This window comes from Pseudomonas sp. AK181 (assembly GCF_051122975.1).
GTDB lineage: Bacteria > Pseudomonadota > Gammaproteobacteria > Pseudomonadales > Pseudomonadaceae > Aquipseudomonas > Aquipseudomonas lactis.
This window is the reverse complement of record NZ_CP146348.1, coordinates 5,728,128-5,743,898: the sequence shown is the minus strand read 5'-3', so window position 1 is coordinate 5,743,898 and position 15,771 is coordinate 5,728,128. Positions and strand designations below refer to the sequence as shown.

Genomic DNA, 15,771 nt, shown 5'->3' with positions numbered 1-15,771 from the left:
AAGCCCACCTGCACACAGTAGCGGCTGACCAGGAAAATCGCGTGCTAAATCGCCCGGCATGTCGTTATTGGATAAGCCTCTACAGGCTGAACTGCAAGGCATTGCTCAGATCGCCCATGGGTTTCTGGCCGCGCGCGATCATCGCGTCATCGCGCTGCTTGAGGCCATCCAGGGTCTCCAACTGGAACACCCGGGTGATCAAACGCAGGATCGATGCCGTGTCGTACACCGTATGGTCCACTGTGCCTTTGCGGGCAAACGGCGACACCACCAGCGCCGGAACCCGCGAGCCCGGGCCCCAGCGATCACCCTGGGGCGGCGCCACGTGGTCCCACCAGCCGCCGTTTTCATCCACGGTCACCACCACCACCATGTTTTTCCACTGCGGGCTCTCTTGCAGCACCTTCAAGGCGCGGGCGATATGGCGGTCGCCCGAGGCCACATCGGCATAGCCGGCGTGCATGTTCAGGTTGCCCTGGGGTTTGTAGAAACTTACGGCAGGCAGCTTGCCGGCCTGGGCGTCGGCGAAGAACCGGTTGGTGCTCGACTCATCGCCCAAACCGCCGTCGCGCAGGCGCTTGGCACGTTCTGCCGGGTTTTGCGGCCCTTGCTGCTTGAAGTAATTGAACGGCTGGTGGTGGTACTGGAAATTCGGAATCTTGGGGATGCCGCCGGAGTCCTTGAACTGCTCCAGGGTGGCTTGCCACGCACCGGCGTACCAGGCCCAGTCGATGTTCTTTTTCGACAGCTTGTCGCCAATATGCTCGTGGGTTTGCGGCACCAGCACATTGGGCAGGTCGGGCTTGGAGTAATCCGGATTTTGCGGGTCGCGGATCCAGGTGGGCCAGTAGGGTGGGGCCAGGGTGTTTACGCCGTAACCATCGGGTGTCAGCGCGCTGGGGCCAAATTGTGGCGGGCCGGTCATGGCGCTGGCCGGGGAGGTGTCCAAGGGCTTGAGGCGCGTGTCGCTGGGGTCATCGCTTTGCAGCGTAGCGATCTGCGCCTTGGCCACCGACTGCGCGGCATTGGGATAAAACGGCGCGGTGGCGCTGATCAGGTACTGATGGTTAAGGAACGAGCCGCCAAACGCGCCCTGAAAGAAGTTATCGCACAGCACAAACTCCTTGGCCACGTCCCACAGGCGCAGGGCATAACGGCTCTGGGCGTAATGGCCCATCACCAGCCCACCGGAATCGCCCCAGGCGACAAAACCATCATTCTTGCCGCCGTTGATCTGCATCTGGTTCTGGTAGAACACATGCCACAGGTCGCGAGTGACCAGGCTCAATGGCAGGTCTTCGCCCTGCGGGCCTTTGAGGGCGAAGGGTGCGTTGGGCAGGTTTTGCTGGAATTGCACTTCGCTGGGGTAAGTCACCCCGTCCACCGTTTGCGGGCCGACCTGCAACACACCGCCCCAGTTCGGTGGCAGGGCAGGCAATACGCTGCCATCGCGATCGCGCTGCTGGAAATCCTTGGCGGTTAACGCCGACAGCGGTTTCTCCACCCCGGGGAAATCGGCGAACAGGTTGTTGAAGCTGCGGTTCTCGGCGTAAATCACCACCACGGTCTTCACCTGCTCGCGCAATGCCTTATCCAACTCCTGGGGCGTGAGCGGCCGCGTCACGGGTGGGCTCGGTGCTTCGCTGGTATTGCCGCAGGCACTCAAAGTCGCACCCACCCCCAACACCGCCGCACCGCCGAGGAAGCGCCTACGGCTGGTGTCTACCCTCGGTTGGATGGCGGAATCGGAGGGGGGAAGGTCTTCGTGCTCATCACTCATTGCGGGGGAATCCTTGGCGAGATGTTGCAAGATATTTCGCAGGACGGTAGCAATGGAATGTGACGGAACAAAGACAGGCGTGTGATGGGCGGGGCGTGTCTACACGGCTCAAGCGCTGCTAAGGTTGCAAGGTGTTGAACGTCGCCAAGGTGAACTGTGAAGCCTTCTACCGCACTTGATCTGAACAGGGTCGCTATTCGTGTGATGGTTACTCGCTTTCGAGCCTTTAATCCGCGAGTCTTTGGCTCTGCTTCAATGGGCGAAGACAGAGAGGGGAGTGATCTTGACCTGCTTGTTGATGTACTCCCTGGCACCACGCTATTTGACTTGGGTGGCCTACAGGTAGAGTTGGAGGAGTTGTTGGGCGTTAAGGTTGACCTGCTTACACCCGGTGATCTGCCAGCAAAACTACGCCATCAGATATTGGCTGACGCCAAATCGGTATGACAGGGCGCAGAACATACTGTGGGAGCGGGCTTGCTCGCGAAGGCTGTGTGTCAGTCGCCGGATTTTTTCTGACAGTCCACATTCGCGAGCAAGCCCTCATCAACCCCTTTTAAGGCATCACAGGCGGTAAATACTTCAACGTCGTCCCCAACGCCCACAGCAAAAACAGCACCAGCGGCGTATGCACCAGCAACTGCACAAACGAAAACCCGATCAAATCCCGCGCCTTCAGCCCCAGCACACCCAGCAACGGCAACATATAAAACGGGTTGATCAAGTTCGGTAGCGCCTCGGCGGCGTTGTAGATCTGCACCGCCCAGCCCAGGTGGTATTGCAGGTCATTGGCCACTTGCATCACGTACGGCGCTTCGATAATCCACTTGCCGCCACCCGAGGGAATGAAGAAACCCAGCACCGCCGAGTACACACCCATCAGCAGGGCGTAGGTGTCGTGGGAGGCGATGGAGGTGAAGAACGTCGAGATATGGTGCGCCAGGGTCTGGCCGTCGCCGCCCTTGACCACGGTCATCAGTGCGGCGATCGAGCCGTACAGCGGAAACTGAATCAGCACGCCGGTGGTGGTCGGCACCGCACGGGCCACGGCATCGAGGAAGCTGCGCGGGCGCCAGTGCAGCAGCGCGCCCACCATGATGAACAGGAAGTTATACGTATTGAGCCCCGAGATAGCGCTGATCGCCGGCTTGGTCGAGAACTCATGGAACAGCCAGCCGGCCGCCAGCAACGCCAGCAGAATGGTCAGCAACGGGCTGTGTTCCAGCCATTCACCGGGGCGCGTCGGTGCTTGCGGCTTGGGCAGGTTGAAGGCCGGGTCAATGCCGCAGGCCTTGGCATCCCGGGCGCTGTTGGGGCCAGGCGCGGTGGCGTAGGCGATAATCAGCGACACCACGATCAGCGCCAGCAACAGCACGCCGGATTGCCACAGGAAAATGGTCTCGGTAAACGGGATCATCCCGGTGATCGACAGAATCGACGGCGGCAAGCTGGCAGGGTTCGCCTGCAACTGCGCGGCCGACGATGACAGCCCCAGCGCCCATACGGCCCCCAGGCCCAGGTACGCAGCAGCACCAGCGGCGCGGTAGTCCATGCGCAAATCCGTGCGCCGTGCCAGTGCCCGCACCAGCAAACCGCCGAACACCAGGGACAAGCCCCAGTTAAGCAATGAAGCCACCATGGAAATCAACGCCACCCAGGCCACGGCCGAACGACCATTCTTGGGAATACGTGCCAGGCGGTCGATCAACTTTACCGCCGGTGGTGAGCTGGCGACCACGTAACCGCCGATCACCACAAAGGCCATCTGCATGGTGAACGGGATCAGGCTCCAGAACCCGTCGCCAAATGCCTTGGCCGCTTCGGCCGGTGCGGCGCCCATGCCCAGGGTCGCCACGGCGACGATGATCACGGCGAGGGCGGCAAACACCCAGGAGTCAGGAAACCAGCGTTCGGCGAAGTTGGAGCAACGCAGGGCAAATCGTGCATAGCGGCTGTCTTCGATAGCATCGGCCACGAGTCTTTCCTCTTGTAGTTATTATGGGGTTTGGCAGTTTTACGGCATGTTCCTCTACGGCCATTGATTTGGGAATGTAGTTATCTTCAACGATCAATGAGTAAAACAAATATATCCGTCGCGATTGCCATCGATGGGCTCAGCTCATAACCTGCACGCCATTTTGTTTGTCTGCCGAGCCTGCACATGACTGCCACCTTTTCCCCACGGGCGCAGCGTTTTTCCCGCTCCGACTACAAAACCCTGGGCCTGGCCGCCTTGGGTGGAGCCCTGGAAATCTACGACTTCATTATCTTCGTGTTCTTTGCGCTGACCCTCAGCCAACTGTTCTTCCCCCCAGAAATGCCCGAGTGGCTGCGCCTGCTGCAAAGCTTTGGCATCTTCGTCACCGGCTACCTCGCCCGCCCACTGGGCGGCATCCTGATGGCGCACTTTGCAGACCACCTGGGGCGCAAGCGCGTCTTCAGCCTGAGCATCCTGATGATGGCCTTGCCCTGCCTGCTGATCGGCATCATGCCGACCTACGCGCAAATCGGCTATTTCGCTCCGCTGATCCTGCTGGCGCTGCGCGTGCTGCAAGGCGCAGCGGTGGGCGGCGAAGTGCCCAGCGCCTGGACCTTCGTCGCCGAGCACGCGCCGCGTCACCACCGTGGCTACGCCTTGGGTTTTTTGCAGGCCGGCCTGACCTTCGGTTACCTGCTAGGGGCGCTGACCGCCACCTTGCTCGCGCAAGTCTTCACCCCGGCCGAAATCCTCGACTACGCCTGGCGCTTCCCCTTCCTGCTCGGCGGCGTATTCGGTGTGATCGGCGTATGGCTGCGCCGCTGGCTCAGTGAAACCCCGGTGTTCCTGGAAATGCAGGCGCGGCGCCAGGCCGCCGCCGAAATGCCCTTGCGCACCGTGCTGCGCGACCATCGCGCCGTGCTGCTGCCGGCGATGATCCTCACCTGCGTGCTGACGTCTGCCGTGGTGGTGCTGGTGGTCATCACCCCGACCATGATGCAGAAAACCTTCGGCATGAGCCCCAGCCACACCTTTGCCCTGAGCGCCTTGGGCATCGTCTTCCTGAATATCGGCTGCGTCCTCGCCGGCCTGCTGGTGGACCGCATCGGCGCGTGGCGCGCGGTATTGGTCTACAGCCTGTTGCTGCCGGTGGGCATTGCCCTGCTGTACGCCAGCCTGATCGCCGGCGGCGTGTGGCTCGGCGCGGCGTACGCCGTGGCGGGCCTGAGCTGCGGCGTGGTGGGCGCGGTGCCGTCGGTGATGGTCGGGCTGTTTCCGGCGCAGGTGCGGGTGTCGGGGATTTCCTTCACCTACAACATCGCCTATGCGCTGTGGGCGAGCACCACGCCGTTGTTGTTGATCGCGCTGATGCCGACCAGCCCGTGGATCTGCGTGGGGTATTGCGTAGTGATGGGGGCGGTGGGCGTGGCGAGTGTGGCGTTGTTTGGCAAGCGCCACACCTTGGCCGCCTGAGGGTCAGGTCAGGAAGTGCCAGAGCAACAAAGTACCCACCAACCCAACCACCGAAACAATCGTCTGCAACACCGACCACACCCAGATCGTCTGTTTCAACTGCAAGCCAAAGTACTCACGCACCATCCAGAACCCGGCGTCGTTGACGTGGCAGAAGAACACCGAGCCGGCGCCGATGGCCAGGGCGACCAATGAGCTTTGCGTCGCCGCCAACCCGGCCATCATCGGCGCGAGGATGCCGGCGGTCGTGGTGGTGGCCACGGTGGCCGAGCCGGTGGCTTGGCGCAGGGCCACGGCGATCAGCCAGGCCAGCAGCAGGTAGGGCATGTGTGCGCCTTCGGCGACTTTGCTGATGGTCTGGCTGACGCCGGCGTCCAGCAGGGTTTGCTTGAGGCCGCCGCCGGCGCCGATGGTCAGCAGCAGTACGGCGATGGGCGCCAGGGCTTTGCGCAGGGTGTTGCCGACGTCGGCGCATGGCATGCCCGCCGCCCAACCCAGGCAGACGACCGCGGCGATCACCGCCAGGCCGAGGGCAACCAGTGGTTCACCGAGGAATTTCAAGGTCAGGGCGAGGGTGCTTTCCGGCGCCAACGCGACTTTGGCCAAGGTGCTGCCGAGCATCAGGATCACCGGCAACAGAATGATCAGCAACGACACACCAAAGCTCGGCTGGCGCGGGGCCTTGGGCGGTGCGCTGAACAAGGCGCCGATATCGGCCGGTTCATCCACGTGCAGGCGCTTGGACAGCCAGTTGCCATACAGCGGCCCGGCCAGGATCACGGCCGGCACCGCCAGGCAAAAGCCCAGCAACATGGTCAGGCCCAGGTCGGCGTGCAACGCGCCCACGGCAATCAGCGGCCCCGGATGCGGTGGCATCAAGGCATGCAGGGTGGTCATGCCCGCCAGTGCCGGGATGGCGATTTTCAGCAACGGCTGGTTCGAACGCTTGGCCATCACAAAGATGATCGGCACCATCATCACCAGGCCCACTTCGAAGAACAGCGGCAGGCCGATGACCATGGCGACCAGCGCCATCACCCAGGGCAATGACTTGCCTTTGCCCAACCCGAGCAACGTGGTAGCAATACGGTCGGCCGCGCCGGATTCGGCCATCAGCGCGCCGAGCATCGCACCCAGGGCAATGATGATCCCGGCTTCCCCCAGAATCGCCCCGGCACCTTTGCTGAACGCCTTGGCCACTTCTTCCGGCGGCAGGCCGGCGCCGACCCCGGCGATAAAGGTGCCGATCAGAATCGATAGAAAGGGCGGCAGTTTAGTCGCGCTGATCAGCACAATGATGCTGGCGATGGCCAACAGCACGCAGAGCATGAGGCGGGTGTCGTGAACCATCCACGCGGCAGTCGATAACTCCAAGACGGGACTCCTTATCGAGCAGGTTGGCTAATATGTTTCTTTTTGTTTCAGTCTGAAAAGCATACCTGATGCAACGCCCCCAACGCGTGCATGGGCGATTTTGGTGCGCTTGAAGGTAACGACGCGCTGGCGCTCAGATGACAATTTTGCAAACCATGCCAGTGGATCTGGCCTATAGCTCTATGATCCGCCCCATCCCAACCCACGAGGACATTTCATGAGCGCAGGACACAGCCACGCCCAAGTACGCGCCGGCCACGAACGCAAGTTATGGATCGCCCTGGGACTCACCGGCAGTTTCATGCTCGCCGAAGTGATCGGCGCCTTTGTCACCGGCAGCCTGGCGCTGTTGTCCGATGCGGCGCACATGATGACCGACGCTCTGGCTCTGGCAATTTCTCTGGTGGCAATCCAGGTCGCCAAGCGCCCGGCAGACCGCAAGCGCACCTTCGGTTATGCACGCTTCGAGATCCTGGCGGCCGCCTTCAATGCATTGCTGCTGTTCGCCGTGGCGTTCTACATCTTGTACGAGGCTTACCAACGGCTGCAGGTGCCCGCCGAGATCCAGTCCACCGGCATGCTGGTGATTGCGCTCCTGGGGCTGGTGGTCAACCTGATCTCCATGCGTTTGCTCAGCGCCGCCAGCGGCGAGAGCCTCAACGTCAAGGGCGCCTACCTGGAAGTCTGGAGCGACATGCTGGGCTCCGTCGGCGTGATCATTGCCGCGCTGGTGATCATGTTCACTGGCTGGGGTTGGGTCGATTCCGTGGTCGCGGCCGCCATCGGTTTTTGGGTGTTGCCGCGCACCTGGACGTTGCTCAAGGCGAGCATGAACATCCTGCTGCAAGGTGTGCCGGAGGGTGTGGACATCGAGCAGGTCGAGCAGGGCATTCGCAGCGTGCCTGGGGTCAAGGACGTGCACGACCTGCACATCTGGGCCCTCACCAGTGGCAAGAACGTGCTGAGTACGCACCTGGTCGCGGATGCGTCCCAAGGCAGCGAGCAACAGATCCTCAGCCGAGTGACGGAGTTACTGCACGAACAATTCGATATTTCCCATGCCACGATCCAGGTCGAGGGCGAGGGTTTTGAGCACGACGAGCATGACGAGGTGCATGCCTGAGCCTGGCTAACGGATTTGTAATCTTTCGCCCACGGCCCTGATAAGTACCGAAAGCTACATTGCCCCCGCTGGGAAACCTCAGCGACTTCATGGGCGTGGAACTCTCGTTATGGCAATTTTTGTTAGAACACTGTTGGGGGCGGCGGCATTGGCCTTGTGGATATCCGCAAACGCCGCCCAGGCACAACCCCTCACCCTCGATACAGCCCTGCAAACCGCCTTCGCCAACAACCCGGACCTGGCGGCCGCACAATGGGAAATCGACATCGCCCAGGGCGGTCGCCAGCAGGCCGGCCTGATCCCCAACCCGGTGGCTTCCTGGGACGCCGAAGACACCCGCCGCAACAGCCGCACCACCAGCATCAAGCTCAGCCAGACCCTGGAACTGGGCGGCAAGCGCGGTGCACGCATCGGAGTGGCCAGCCGTGCCCAGGATGCCGCCGCGCTGACCCTGGAGCAGCGTCGCAACCAGTTGCGCGCCGAGGTCATCGACAGCTACTACGGCGCCTTGCGCGCCCAGGAACGCCTCGACCTGGCGCAACGCTCCATGACGCTTGCCGAACGCGGCCTAGTGGTCGCCAACGGGCGCGTCACCGCTGGCAAATCGTCGCCAGTGGAAGCCACTCGCGCCCAGGTGCAGGTGTCGGAAATCCGCCTGGAATTGAACCGCGCCCAGGTCGGCCTCACTGACGCCTACCGTCGCCTCGCCACCAGCACCGGCAGCGCCGCCACCGACTTCCAGGCCGTCGCTGCGCCAAGTACCTTGGTACCGGCGTTACCCGCCGCCGCGCCATTGCTGGCTCGTCTTGAACAGACTGCGGAACTGCGCCTGGCCGAACTCAACATTGTGCAGAACGAAGCCAGCGTGGGCCTGGAAAAAGCCCAGCGCATTCCGGACCTGGATGTGTCTATCGGCAGCCAATACGACGCCAGCGTGCGCGAACGGGTGAACCTGGTGGGCGTGTCGATGCCCATTCCGCTGTTCAACCGCAACCAGGGCAACATCCTCGCGGCCACTCGACGCGCCGACCAGGCCCGCGACTTGCGCAACGCCGCCGAGTTGCGCCTGCGCACCGAAACCCGCCAGGCCCTGGACCTGTGGCAAACAGCGAACACCGAAGTGCGCGCGTTCAACCAACAGATCCTGCCCGCCGCACAGAGTGCGGTCGACAGCGCCACCCGTGGCTTCGAGATGGGCAAGTTCAACTTCCTCGACGTGCTCGACGCCCAGCGCACCTTGATCGCGGCCCGCACCCAATACCTTGCTGCCACCGCCCAGGCCACCGAGGCCTGGGTACGCATCGAGCGCATTTACGGCGACCTCGCCCGCTTTTGATTTTTCCTGGAGTCTCCTGATGAACAAAAAACATGGCATGGCGCTCGCCGTCGCCCTGGGCCTGATGCTATCGGGCCTCACCCACGCCGAGGAAGAAGAAGGCAAGCTCGAACTCACCGAGCAGCAGATTCAAGCCGCCGGCATCCAGTTGGCCCAGGCGCAACCGCGTGCCATCAGCACCGTGCTGACGCTGCCGGGCGAGGTGCGTTTTGATGAAGACCGCACCTCCCACATCGTGCCCCGCGCAGCGGGTGTGGTGGAGGCGGTGAAGGTCAACCTGGGCCAGTCGGTGAAGAAGGGCGAACTGTTGGCGGTGATCGCCAGCCAGCAGATTTCCGACCAGCGCAGCGAACTGGCCGCCAGCGAGCGCCGGGTCGAACTGGCGCGCACTACCTTCCAGCGCGAGCGTCAGTTGTGGCAGGACAAAATCTCTGCCGAACAGGATTACCTGCTGGCGCGGCAAACCCTGCAAGAAGCCGAAATCGCCCTGAACAATGCGCGGCAAAAGATGACCGCCCTCAGCGGCAGCGCGGTGCTGGCCGGCGGCAATCGTTATGAACTGCGTGCGCCCTTCGCCGGTGTGGTGGTGGAAAAACACCTGGGGGTGGGCGAGGTGGTCAGTGAAACCAGCAATGCTTTCACTCTCTCGGACCTGTCCCAGGTGTGGGTCACCTTCGGCGTATTTCCCAAGGACTTGAACAAGGTTCGCGTGGGCAAACCGGTGAAAGTCAGCTCGACGGAAATGGGCACCGAAGTGCTGGGCACCGTGGCCTATGTGGGCAACTTGCTCGGTGAGCAGACACGCACCGCCACCGTGCGCGTGACGGTCCCCAATCCCGACGACGCCTGGCGCCCGGGCTTGTTCGTGGCCGTGCAAGTGGCCACCGATACCTACCAGGCCAAGGTCACCGTGCCGCAAACCGCAATCCAGACCGTCGAGGACAAACCCTCGGTGTTTGTGCGCACCGCAGATGGTTTTATCACCCGTCATCTTGAACTGGGCGTCAGTGAAAACGGCTACGTCGAAGTGCGTAAAGGCCTGGAGGCCGGCGCGCAGGTGGCGACGGCTGGCAGCTTCATCCTCAAGTCCGAACTGGGCAAAGGCTCGGCCGAACACGCCCATTGATCCTGCGAGTGATTCCCCATGTTTGAGCGCCTTATCCAATTCGCCATTGAGCAGCGCATCGTCGTGCTGCTGGCAGTGCTGTTGATGGCCGGTGTCGGCATCGCCAGCTATCAGAAACTGCCCATCGACGCAGTGCCGGACATCACCAACGTGCAGGTGCAGATCAACTCGGCGGCGGCCGGTTTTTCGCCGCTGGAGACCGAGCAGCGCATCACCTTTCCCATCGAAACCGCCATGGCCGGCCTGCCGGGCCTGCAGCAGACGCGTTCGTTGTCGCGTTCCGGCTTGTCCCAGGTCACGGTGATTTTCAAGGACGGCACCGACCTGTTCTTTGCCCGGCAACTGGTCAACGAACGCCTACAAGTGGCCCGTGAGCAATTGCCCGATGGCATCGAAACCGCGATGGGGCCGATTTCCACCGGCCTCGGGGAAATTTTCCTGTGGACCGTCGAAGCCGAGGACGGCGCGCGCAAAGAGGACGGCACGCCCTACACACCCACCGACCTGCGGGTGATCCAGGACTGGATCATCAAGCCGCAATTGCGCAACGTGCCAGGCGTGGCCGAGATCAATACCATCGGCGGCTTCGCCAAGGAATACCAGATTGCGCCAGACCCCAAGCGCCTGGCCGCTTACAACCTGACGCTCAATGACCTGGTCACCGCGCTGGAGCGCAACAACGCCAACGTCGGCGCCGGTTATATCGAGCGCAGCGGCGAGCAGTTGTTGATCCGCGCACCGGGCCAGGTGGCGTCTATCGACGACATCGCCAACATCGTGATCACCACCTCGGACGGCACCCCGATCCGCGTACGCAATGTGGCCCAGGTCGACATTGGCCGCGAGCTGCGCACCGGTGCCGCCACCGAAAATGGCCGTGAAGTGGTGTTGGGCACGGTGTTCATGTTGATCGGTGAGAACAGCCGCAGCGTGTCCCAGGCGGTGGCGAAAAAGCTGGAGGAGATCAACCGCTCGCTGCCCGACGGCGTGGTAGCGGTCACCGTCTACGACCGCACCAACCTGGTGGAAAAAGCCATCGCCACGGTGAAGAAAAACCTCTTCGAAGGTGCGTTGCTGGTGGTGGCGGTGTTGTTCCTGTTTTTGGGCAACATCCGTGCAGCGCTGATCACGGCGATGGTGATTCCGCTGGCGATGCTGTTCACCTTTACCGGCATGTTCACCAACAAAGTCAGCGCCAACCTGATGAGCCTGGGCGCGCTGGACTTCGGCATCATCGTTGACGGAGCGGTGGTGATCGTCGAGAACGCCATCCGCCGTCTGGCCCATGCGCAACACCGTCATGGCCGGTTGCTGACCCGCAGTGAGCGCTTGCACGAAGTGTTCGCCGCGGCCAAGGAGGCGCGACGTGCGTTGATCTTCGGGCAGTTGATCATCATGGTGGTGTACCTGCCGATCTTCGCCCTCACGGGCGTGGCCGGGAAGATGTTCCACCCCATGGCATTCACGGTGGTGATTGCCTTGCTCGGCGCGATGATTTTGTCGGTGACCTTCGTACCGGCGGCGATTGCGTTGTTCGTCACCGGCAAGGTCAAGGAAGAAGAAAACTTCGTCATGCGCAGTGCGCGCCGGGTGTATGACCCGGTGCTCAACTGGGTGATGGTGCGTCGGCCCCTGGTGTTCGGCCTGGCCGCTTTGACCATCGTCGTCTCGGGCCTGGTTGCCAGCCGCATGGGCAGTGAATTTATCCCCAGCCTCAGCGAAGGCGACTTTGCCCAACAGGCGCTGCGTGTGCCGGGCACCAGCCTGACCCAATCGGTGCAGATGCAGCAGCAACTGGAAAAAACCTTGCTGGCCCAAGTGCCGGAAATCGAGCGCGTGTTTGCGCGCACCGGTACGGCGGAAATCGCCTCCGACCCGATGCCGCCGAATATCTCCGACAGCTACGTGATGCTCAAACCCAAGGACCAATGGCCAGACCCGAAGAAGTCCCGCGAGGCAATCATCGCCGATATCCAACGGGCCAGCGCGATTGTGCCAGGCAGCGTGTATGAGCTGTCGCAGCCAATCCAGCTGCGCTTCAACGAGCTGATTTCCGGGGTGCGCAGCGATGTGGCGGTGAAGGTGTTTGGCGATGATATGGCGGTGCTCAACCAGACTGCCGGGGAAATCGCCGAGACCTTGCAGAAGCTCAACGGCGCCTCGGAAGTGAAGGTGGAACAGACCTCCGGCCTGCCGGTGCTGACCATCAATATCGACCGCGACAAGGCCGCTCGCTTTGGCCTGAATGTGGGTGATGTGCAGGACACCATTGCCGTCGCGGTCGGTGGGCGTCAGGCGGGTACGTTGTACGAGGGCGATCGGCGTTTTGACATGGTGGTGCGCTTGTCCGACACGTTGCGCACCGATATCGACGGCTTGTCACGCCTGTTGATCCCGGTGCCGGCGCTGGCGAGTAATACCTCGGGGCAGTTGGGCTTTATCGCCTTGTCCCAGGTTGCCAGCCTCGACCTGGTGCTGGGCCCCAACCAGATCAGCCGCGAGAACGGCAAGCGCCTGGTGATCGTCAGCGCCAACGTGCGTGGTCGCGATATCGGCTCGTTTGTCGAGGAGGCCGAGGCCGCCATCGCCACCCAGGTGAAAGTCCCCGCCGGTTACTGGACCACCTGGGGCGGCCAGTTCGAACAGCTGAAGGAGGCTTCTGACCGCTTGCGCATCGTGGTGCCGGTGGCGTTGCTGCTGGTGTTCGGCTTGCTGTTCATGATGTTCAACAACCTCAAGGACGGCCTGCTGGTGTTTACCGGCATCCCCTTCGCGCTCACCGGCGGGATCATGGCGCTGTGGCTGCGCGATATTCCGCTGTCGATTTCGGCGGGCGTGGGTTTTATCGCCTTGTCGGGCGTGGCGGTGCTCAACGGCCTGGTGATGATTGCCTTCATCCGAAACCTGCGCGAGGAAGGCCGCTCGTTATCGGTGGCGATCCACGAAGGCGCGTTGACGCGCCTGCGCCCGGTGTTGATGACCGCGCTGGTGGCGTCCCTAGGGTTTATCCCCATGGCCCTCGCCACCGGCACCGGCGCCGAAGTACAGCGCCCATTGGCGACAGTGGTGATTGGCGGGATTATTTCCTCGACCTTGCTGACATTGCTGGTGCTGCCGGCGTTGTATCAGTGGGCCCATCGCCGCGATGAAGAGACCGCCTGATACTTTGAGAACGCTGCAAAATAAAGGCTTGCCCTAATACCTGTAGGAGCGAGCTCGCTCGCGAAAAACTCATAGGCGCCGTGTTTATTCAGGAAACACGCGTTATCGTTGACGTTTTTCGCGAGCAAGCTCGCTCCTACAGAGAGCAAGCCCCTTGGGGAAACACCAGGCTGAACCGCGTAAAACGCCCAGGCTGGCTGGTGACATGCGCATGGCCCTGATGCAAATGCATGATCGACTTCACAATGGCCAACCCCAACCCGGTGCCGCCCTCGGCGCGGGTACGACTGCTATCGGCGCGGTAGAAACGTTCGAACAGGTGCGGCAGGTGGTGCGCTTCAATGCCACGCCCCGGGTTGCCCACCGACAGCGATACGCTCTGCTCGTAAGTCTCCACCAACAGCAACACGGTGGAGGCCTCGGGTGTGTGGCGAATGGCATTGGAGAGCAAATTGGAAATCGCCCGCTGGATCATCAGCCGGTCGCCCGTCACCCAGGCATCGCCGCGCAGGCTCAGGGTCACGTGTTTGTCTTCGGCACTCAGGGCAAACAATTCCATCACGCGCTGGGCTTCCTGCGCCAGGGACACCTCGGTGAAGGAGGCCCGCGCCGCCGGGTGGCTGACCTGTGCCAGAAACAGCATGTCGCTGACAATCCGCGCCAGGCGTTCGAGCTCTTCGGTGTTGGACTCCAGCACCGCCTTGTATTCCTGCGGCGGGCGTTGGCGCGACAGGGTCAACTGGGCCTTGCCCATCAGGTTGGTCAAGGGCGCACGCAGCTCGTGGGCCAGGTCATCGGAGAACTGCGAAAGTTGCTGCACCCCGGCATCCAGGCGGTCGAGCATCACGTTGATGCCGTGGGCCAGTTCACCCAGTTCGTGGGGCAGGTTGTCCACGGACAAGCGATGGGTGAGGTCTTGGGTGGTGACTTTCGCCGCCACCTGGCTGAACTGCTTCAACGGCGCCAGGCCGCGTTGCACCAGCCACCAGGCGCCCATGCCAATCAGTATCAACAGCAGCGGCAGCGCAATCAGCGTGGCGCGCAGGTAGGCACTGAGCAGCGCCTGGTCGTCCATGCGGTCCAGGGACAGCAGCACCCGCACGCGCTCACCGCTGGCCAGGCGCATCAGGCTGGAGGCACTGAGTATCTGGTTGCCGTAGCTGTCGACCCAATTGAGGTAGCCCAGGGTTTCCCGTGGCTTGAAGTCGGTGAGCAGTGGTTCCTGAGGCTTGCTGCCGACGTTCAGCAGTACGCTGTTATCGGGTGCGGTGCCGACAATGGTCAGGTGGAAGTTGTCGTGGCCCATCACCAGGTCCATCAGTGAGTGTGGGCGGGCGCGAATACCATGGGCGTCCAGGCCCAGGGCCAGGCTGTGCTGGATCTGCTCCATCTTGCTTTCCAGGTTCTTGCGCGCGAGTTTTTCCAGCTCATGGGTGAGGGCCAGGTAGGCCAGGGTCGCCAGCAGCAACACCAGGCCCGCGCCCATCAGGCTGACCGTGAGGCCCAGGCGCATCGACAGGCTGCCGGTCTTCATGGGCGCGCTTCCAGCACGTAGCCCACGCCACGAATGGTGTGGATCAGCTTGACCTCGCTCTGGTCATCCACCTTGGCGCGCAGGCGGCTGATGGAGACTTCCACCACATTGGTGTCGCAGTCGAAATTCATGTCCCACACCAGGGAAATAATCTGCGTGCGGGTCAGCACTTCGCCGGCCTGGCGCATCAGCACTTGCAGCAGGGCGAACTCCTTGGTGGTCAGGTCGATGCGCCGGGCGCCGCGATAAGCGCGGTGGCGGCGCGGGTCCAGTTCCAGGTCCGAGACGCGGAACACTTCCGGCTGTGGAATGTGCTCGCTGCGGCGCATCAGGGTGCGCACGCGGGCCAGCAGTTCGGGAAACTCGAACGGCTTGACCAGGTAGTCGTCGGCGCCCATGTCCAAACCCTTGATCTTGTCGGCCAGCCGGCCACGGGCGGTGAGCATCATCACGCGCTGGGTGCCGTTGCGGCGCAATTCTTCCAGTACTTGCCAGCCATCCTTGCCCGGCAGGTTCACGTCCAGAATCACCAGTTCATAGGCGTGTTGCCCGGCCAGGTGCAGGCCGTCGATACCATTGGCGGCGCAGTCGACCACGTAGCCACTTTCGTTCAGGCCCTGTTGCAGGTAGTCGGCGGTTTTCTGCTCGTCTTCAACCACAAGAATACGCATGGGGGGTTACCTCTTGAATTAGGGGAGAGAAGGCGCCCATTTCCCTATGGCGGCGGTTTCGGAAGTGGGAAAAGTCTGAAGGCTGAAGTAACTCTAGGGTCAACTGCGACCGTCGGTCGCATGCACCGCAGGCAAAAAAAACGCCCCAAGCGGGGCGTTAAAAATTCATCTCTTTCCAAAGGAGCTACACAAAAGCTTCAGAGATGAATGTGCT

Annotated in this window: 11 protein-coding genes; 6 read left to right on the top strand and 5 right to left on the bottom strand. The window is 62.2% G+C overall.

From position 1 onward, the window contains the following. Nucleotides 1–79: 79 nt before the first annotated feature. Nucleotides 80–1,780: an acid phosphatase gene (gene acpA, locus V8689_RS26315; RefSeq protein ID WP_056787024.1), complete on the bottom strand. Its 1,701-nt coding sequence runs from the start codon at nt 1,778–1,780 to the stop codon at nt 80–82. Nucleotides 1,781–1,936: 156 nt separating this feature from the next. Between acpA and V8689_RS26310 the strand changes: the two genes are divergently transcribed. After that, nucleotides 1,937–2,227 (top strand): nucleotidyltransferase family protein, encoded by a 291-nt coding sequence (locus V8689_RS26310; RefSeq protein ID WP_056787019.1) that lies wholly within the window; start codon nt 1,937–1,939, stop codon nt 2,225–2,227. 109 nt (nt 2,228–2,336) lie between these two features. Here V8689_RS26310 and V8689_RS26305 read toward each other — a convergent pair whose 3' ends face one another. Beyond that, a complete protein-coding gene (locus tag V8689_RS26305) occupies nt 2,337–3,755 on the bottom strand; it encodes a short-chain fatty acid transporter (RefSeq protein WP_003188294.1) in 1,419 nt (472 codons plus the stop codon). Between the two features lie 186 nt (nt 3,756–3,941). Between V8689_RS26305 and V8689_RS26300 the strand changes: the two genes are divergently transcribed. Continuing rightward, nucleotides 3,942–5,231, top strand: a complete 1,290-nt coding sequence (locus tag V8689_RS26300) for an MFS transporter (protein ID WP_003188295.1) — start codon at nt 3,942–3,944, stop codon at nt 5,229–5,231. A gap of 3 nt (nt 5,232–5,234) precedes the next feature. On the opposite strand, the gene V8689_RS26295 is transcribed toward V8689_RS26300, so the two are convergent. Then, nucleotides 5,235–6,605 (bottom strand): gluconate:H+ symporter, encoded by a 1,371-nt coding sequence (locus V8689_RS26295; protein WP_056787017.1) that lies wholly within the window; start codon nt 6,603–6,605, stop codon nt 5,235–5,237. 217 nt (nt 6,606–6,822) lie between these two features. Between V8689_RS26295 and V8689_RS26290 the strand changes: the two genes are divergently transcribed. The 4 genes from V8689_RS26290 to V8689_RS26275 all read left to right on the top strand — a co-directional run bounded on the left by V8689_RS26290 (nt 6,823) and on the right by V8689_RS26275 (nt 13,352). Further along, a complete protein-coding gene (locus tag V8689_RS26290) occupies nt 6,823–7,728 on the top strand; it encodes a cation diffusion facilitator family transporter (RefSeq protein ID WP_056787014.1) in 906 nt (301 codons plus the stop codon). A 109-nt stretch (nt 7,729–7,837) separates the two neighbouring features. Continuing rightward, nucleotides 7,838–9,064, top strand: coding sequence for a TolC family protein (locus V8689_RS26285; RefSeq protein WP_056787012.1), 1,227 nt, complete (start codon nt 7,838–7,840; stop codon nt 9,062–9,064). 19 nt (nt 9,065–9,083) lie between these two features. Continuing rightward, complete coding sequence (locus V8689_RS26280; RefSeq protein WP_056787010.1) at nt 9,084–10,190, top strand: efflux RND transporter periplasmic adaptor subunit; 1,107 nt, start codon at nt 9,084–9,086, stop codon at nt 10,188–10,190. An 18-nt stretch (nt 10,191–10,208) separates the two neighbouring features. Continuing rightward, nucleotides 10,209–13,352: a CusA/CzcA family heavy metal efflux RND transporter gene (locus V8689_RS26275; protein WP_056787008.1), complete on the top strand. Its 3,144-nt coding sequence runs from the start codon at nt 10,209–10,211 to the stop codon at nt 13,350–13,352. 136 nt (nt 13,353–13,488) lie between these two features. Here V8689_RS26275 and V8689_RS26270 read toward each other — a convergent pair whose 3' ends face one another. Continuing rightward, entirely contained in the window at nt 13,489–14,886 is a 1,398-nt protein-coding gene (locus V8689_RS26270; protein WP_056787005.1) for a heavy metal sensor histidine kinase, read from the bottom strand. Then, complete coding sequence (locus V8689_RS26265; protein WP_003188303.1) at nt 14,883–15,557, bottom strand: heavy metal response regulator transcription factor; 675 nt, start codon at nt 15,555–15,557, stop codon at nt 14,883–14,885. The genes V8689_RS26270 and V8689_RS26265 overlap by 4 nt, the downstream gene beginning before the upstream one ends. Nucleotides 15,558–15,771: the final 214 nt, after the last annotated feature.

Excerpts from the sequence above, each read along its gene's own strand:
- acpA (WP_056787024.1), bottom strand. The coding sequence starts at position 1,780 with ATGAGTGATGAGCACGAAGACCTTCCCCCCTCCGATTCCGCCATCCAA.
- V8689_RS26300 (WP_003188295.1), top strand. The coding sequence starts at position 3,942 with ATGACTGCCACCTTTTCCCCACGGGCGCAGCGTTTTTCCCGCTCCGAC.
- V8689_RS26290 (WP_056787014.1), top strand. The coding sequence starts at position 6,823 with ATGAGCGCAGGACACAGCCACGCCCAAGTACGCGCCGGCCACGAACGC.
- V8689_RS26285 (WP_056787012.1), top strand. The coding sequence starts at position 7,838 with ATGGCAATTTTTGTTAGAACACTGTTGGGGGCGGCGGCATTGGCCTTG.
- V8689_RS26280 (WP_056787010.1), top strand. The coding sequence starts at position 9,084 with ATGAACAAAAAACATGGCATGGCGCTCGCCGTCGCCCTGGGCCTGATG.
- V8689_RS26275 (WP_056787008.1), top strand. The coding sequence starts at position 10,209 with ATGTTTGAGCGCCTTATCCAATTCGCCATTGAGCAGCGCATCGTCGTG.
- V8689_RS26270 (WP_056787005.1), bottom strand. The coding sequence starts at position 14,886 with ATGAAGACCGGCAGCCTGTCGATGCGCCTGGGCCTCACGGTCAGCCTG.
- V8689_RS26265 (WP_003188303.1), bottom strand. The coding sequence starts at position 15,557 with ATGCGTATTCTTGTGGTTGAAGACGAGCAGAAAACCGCCGACTACCTG.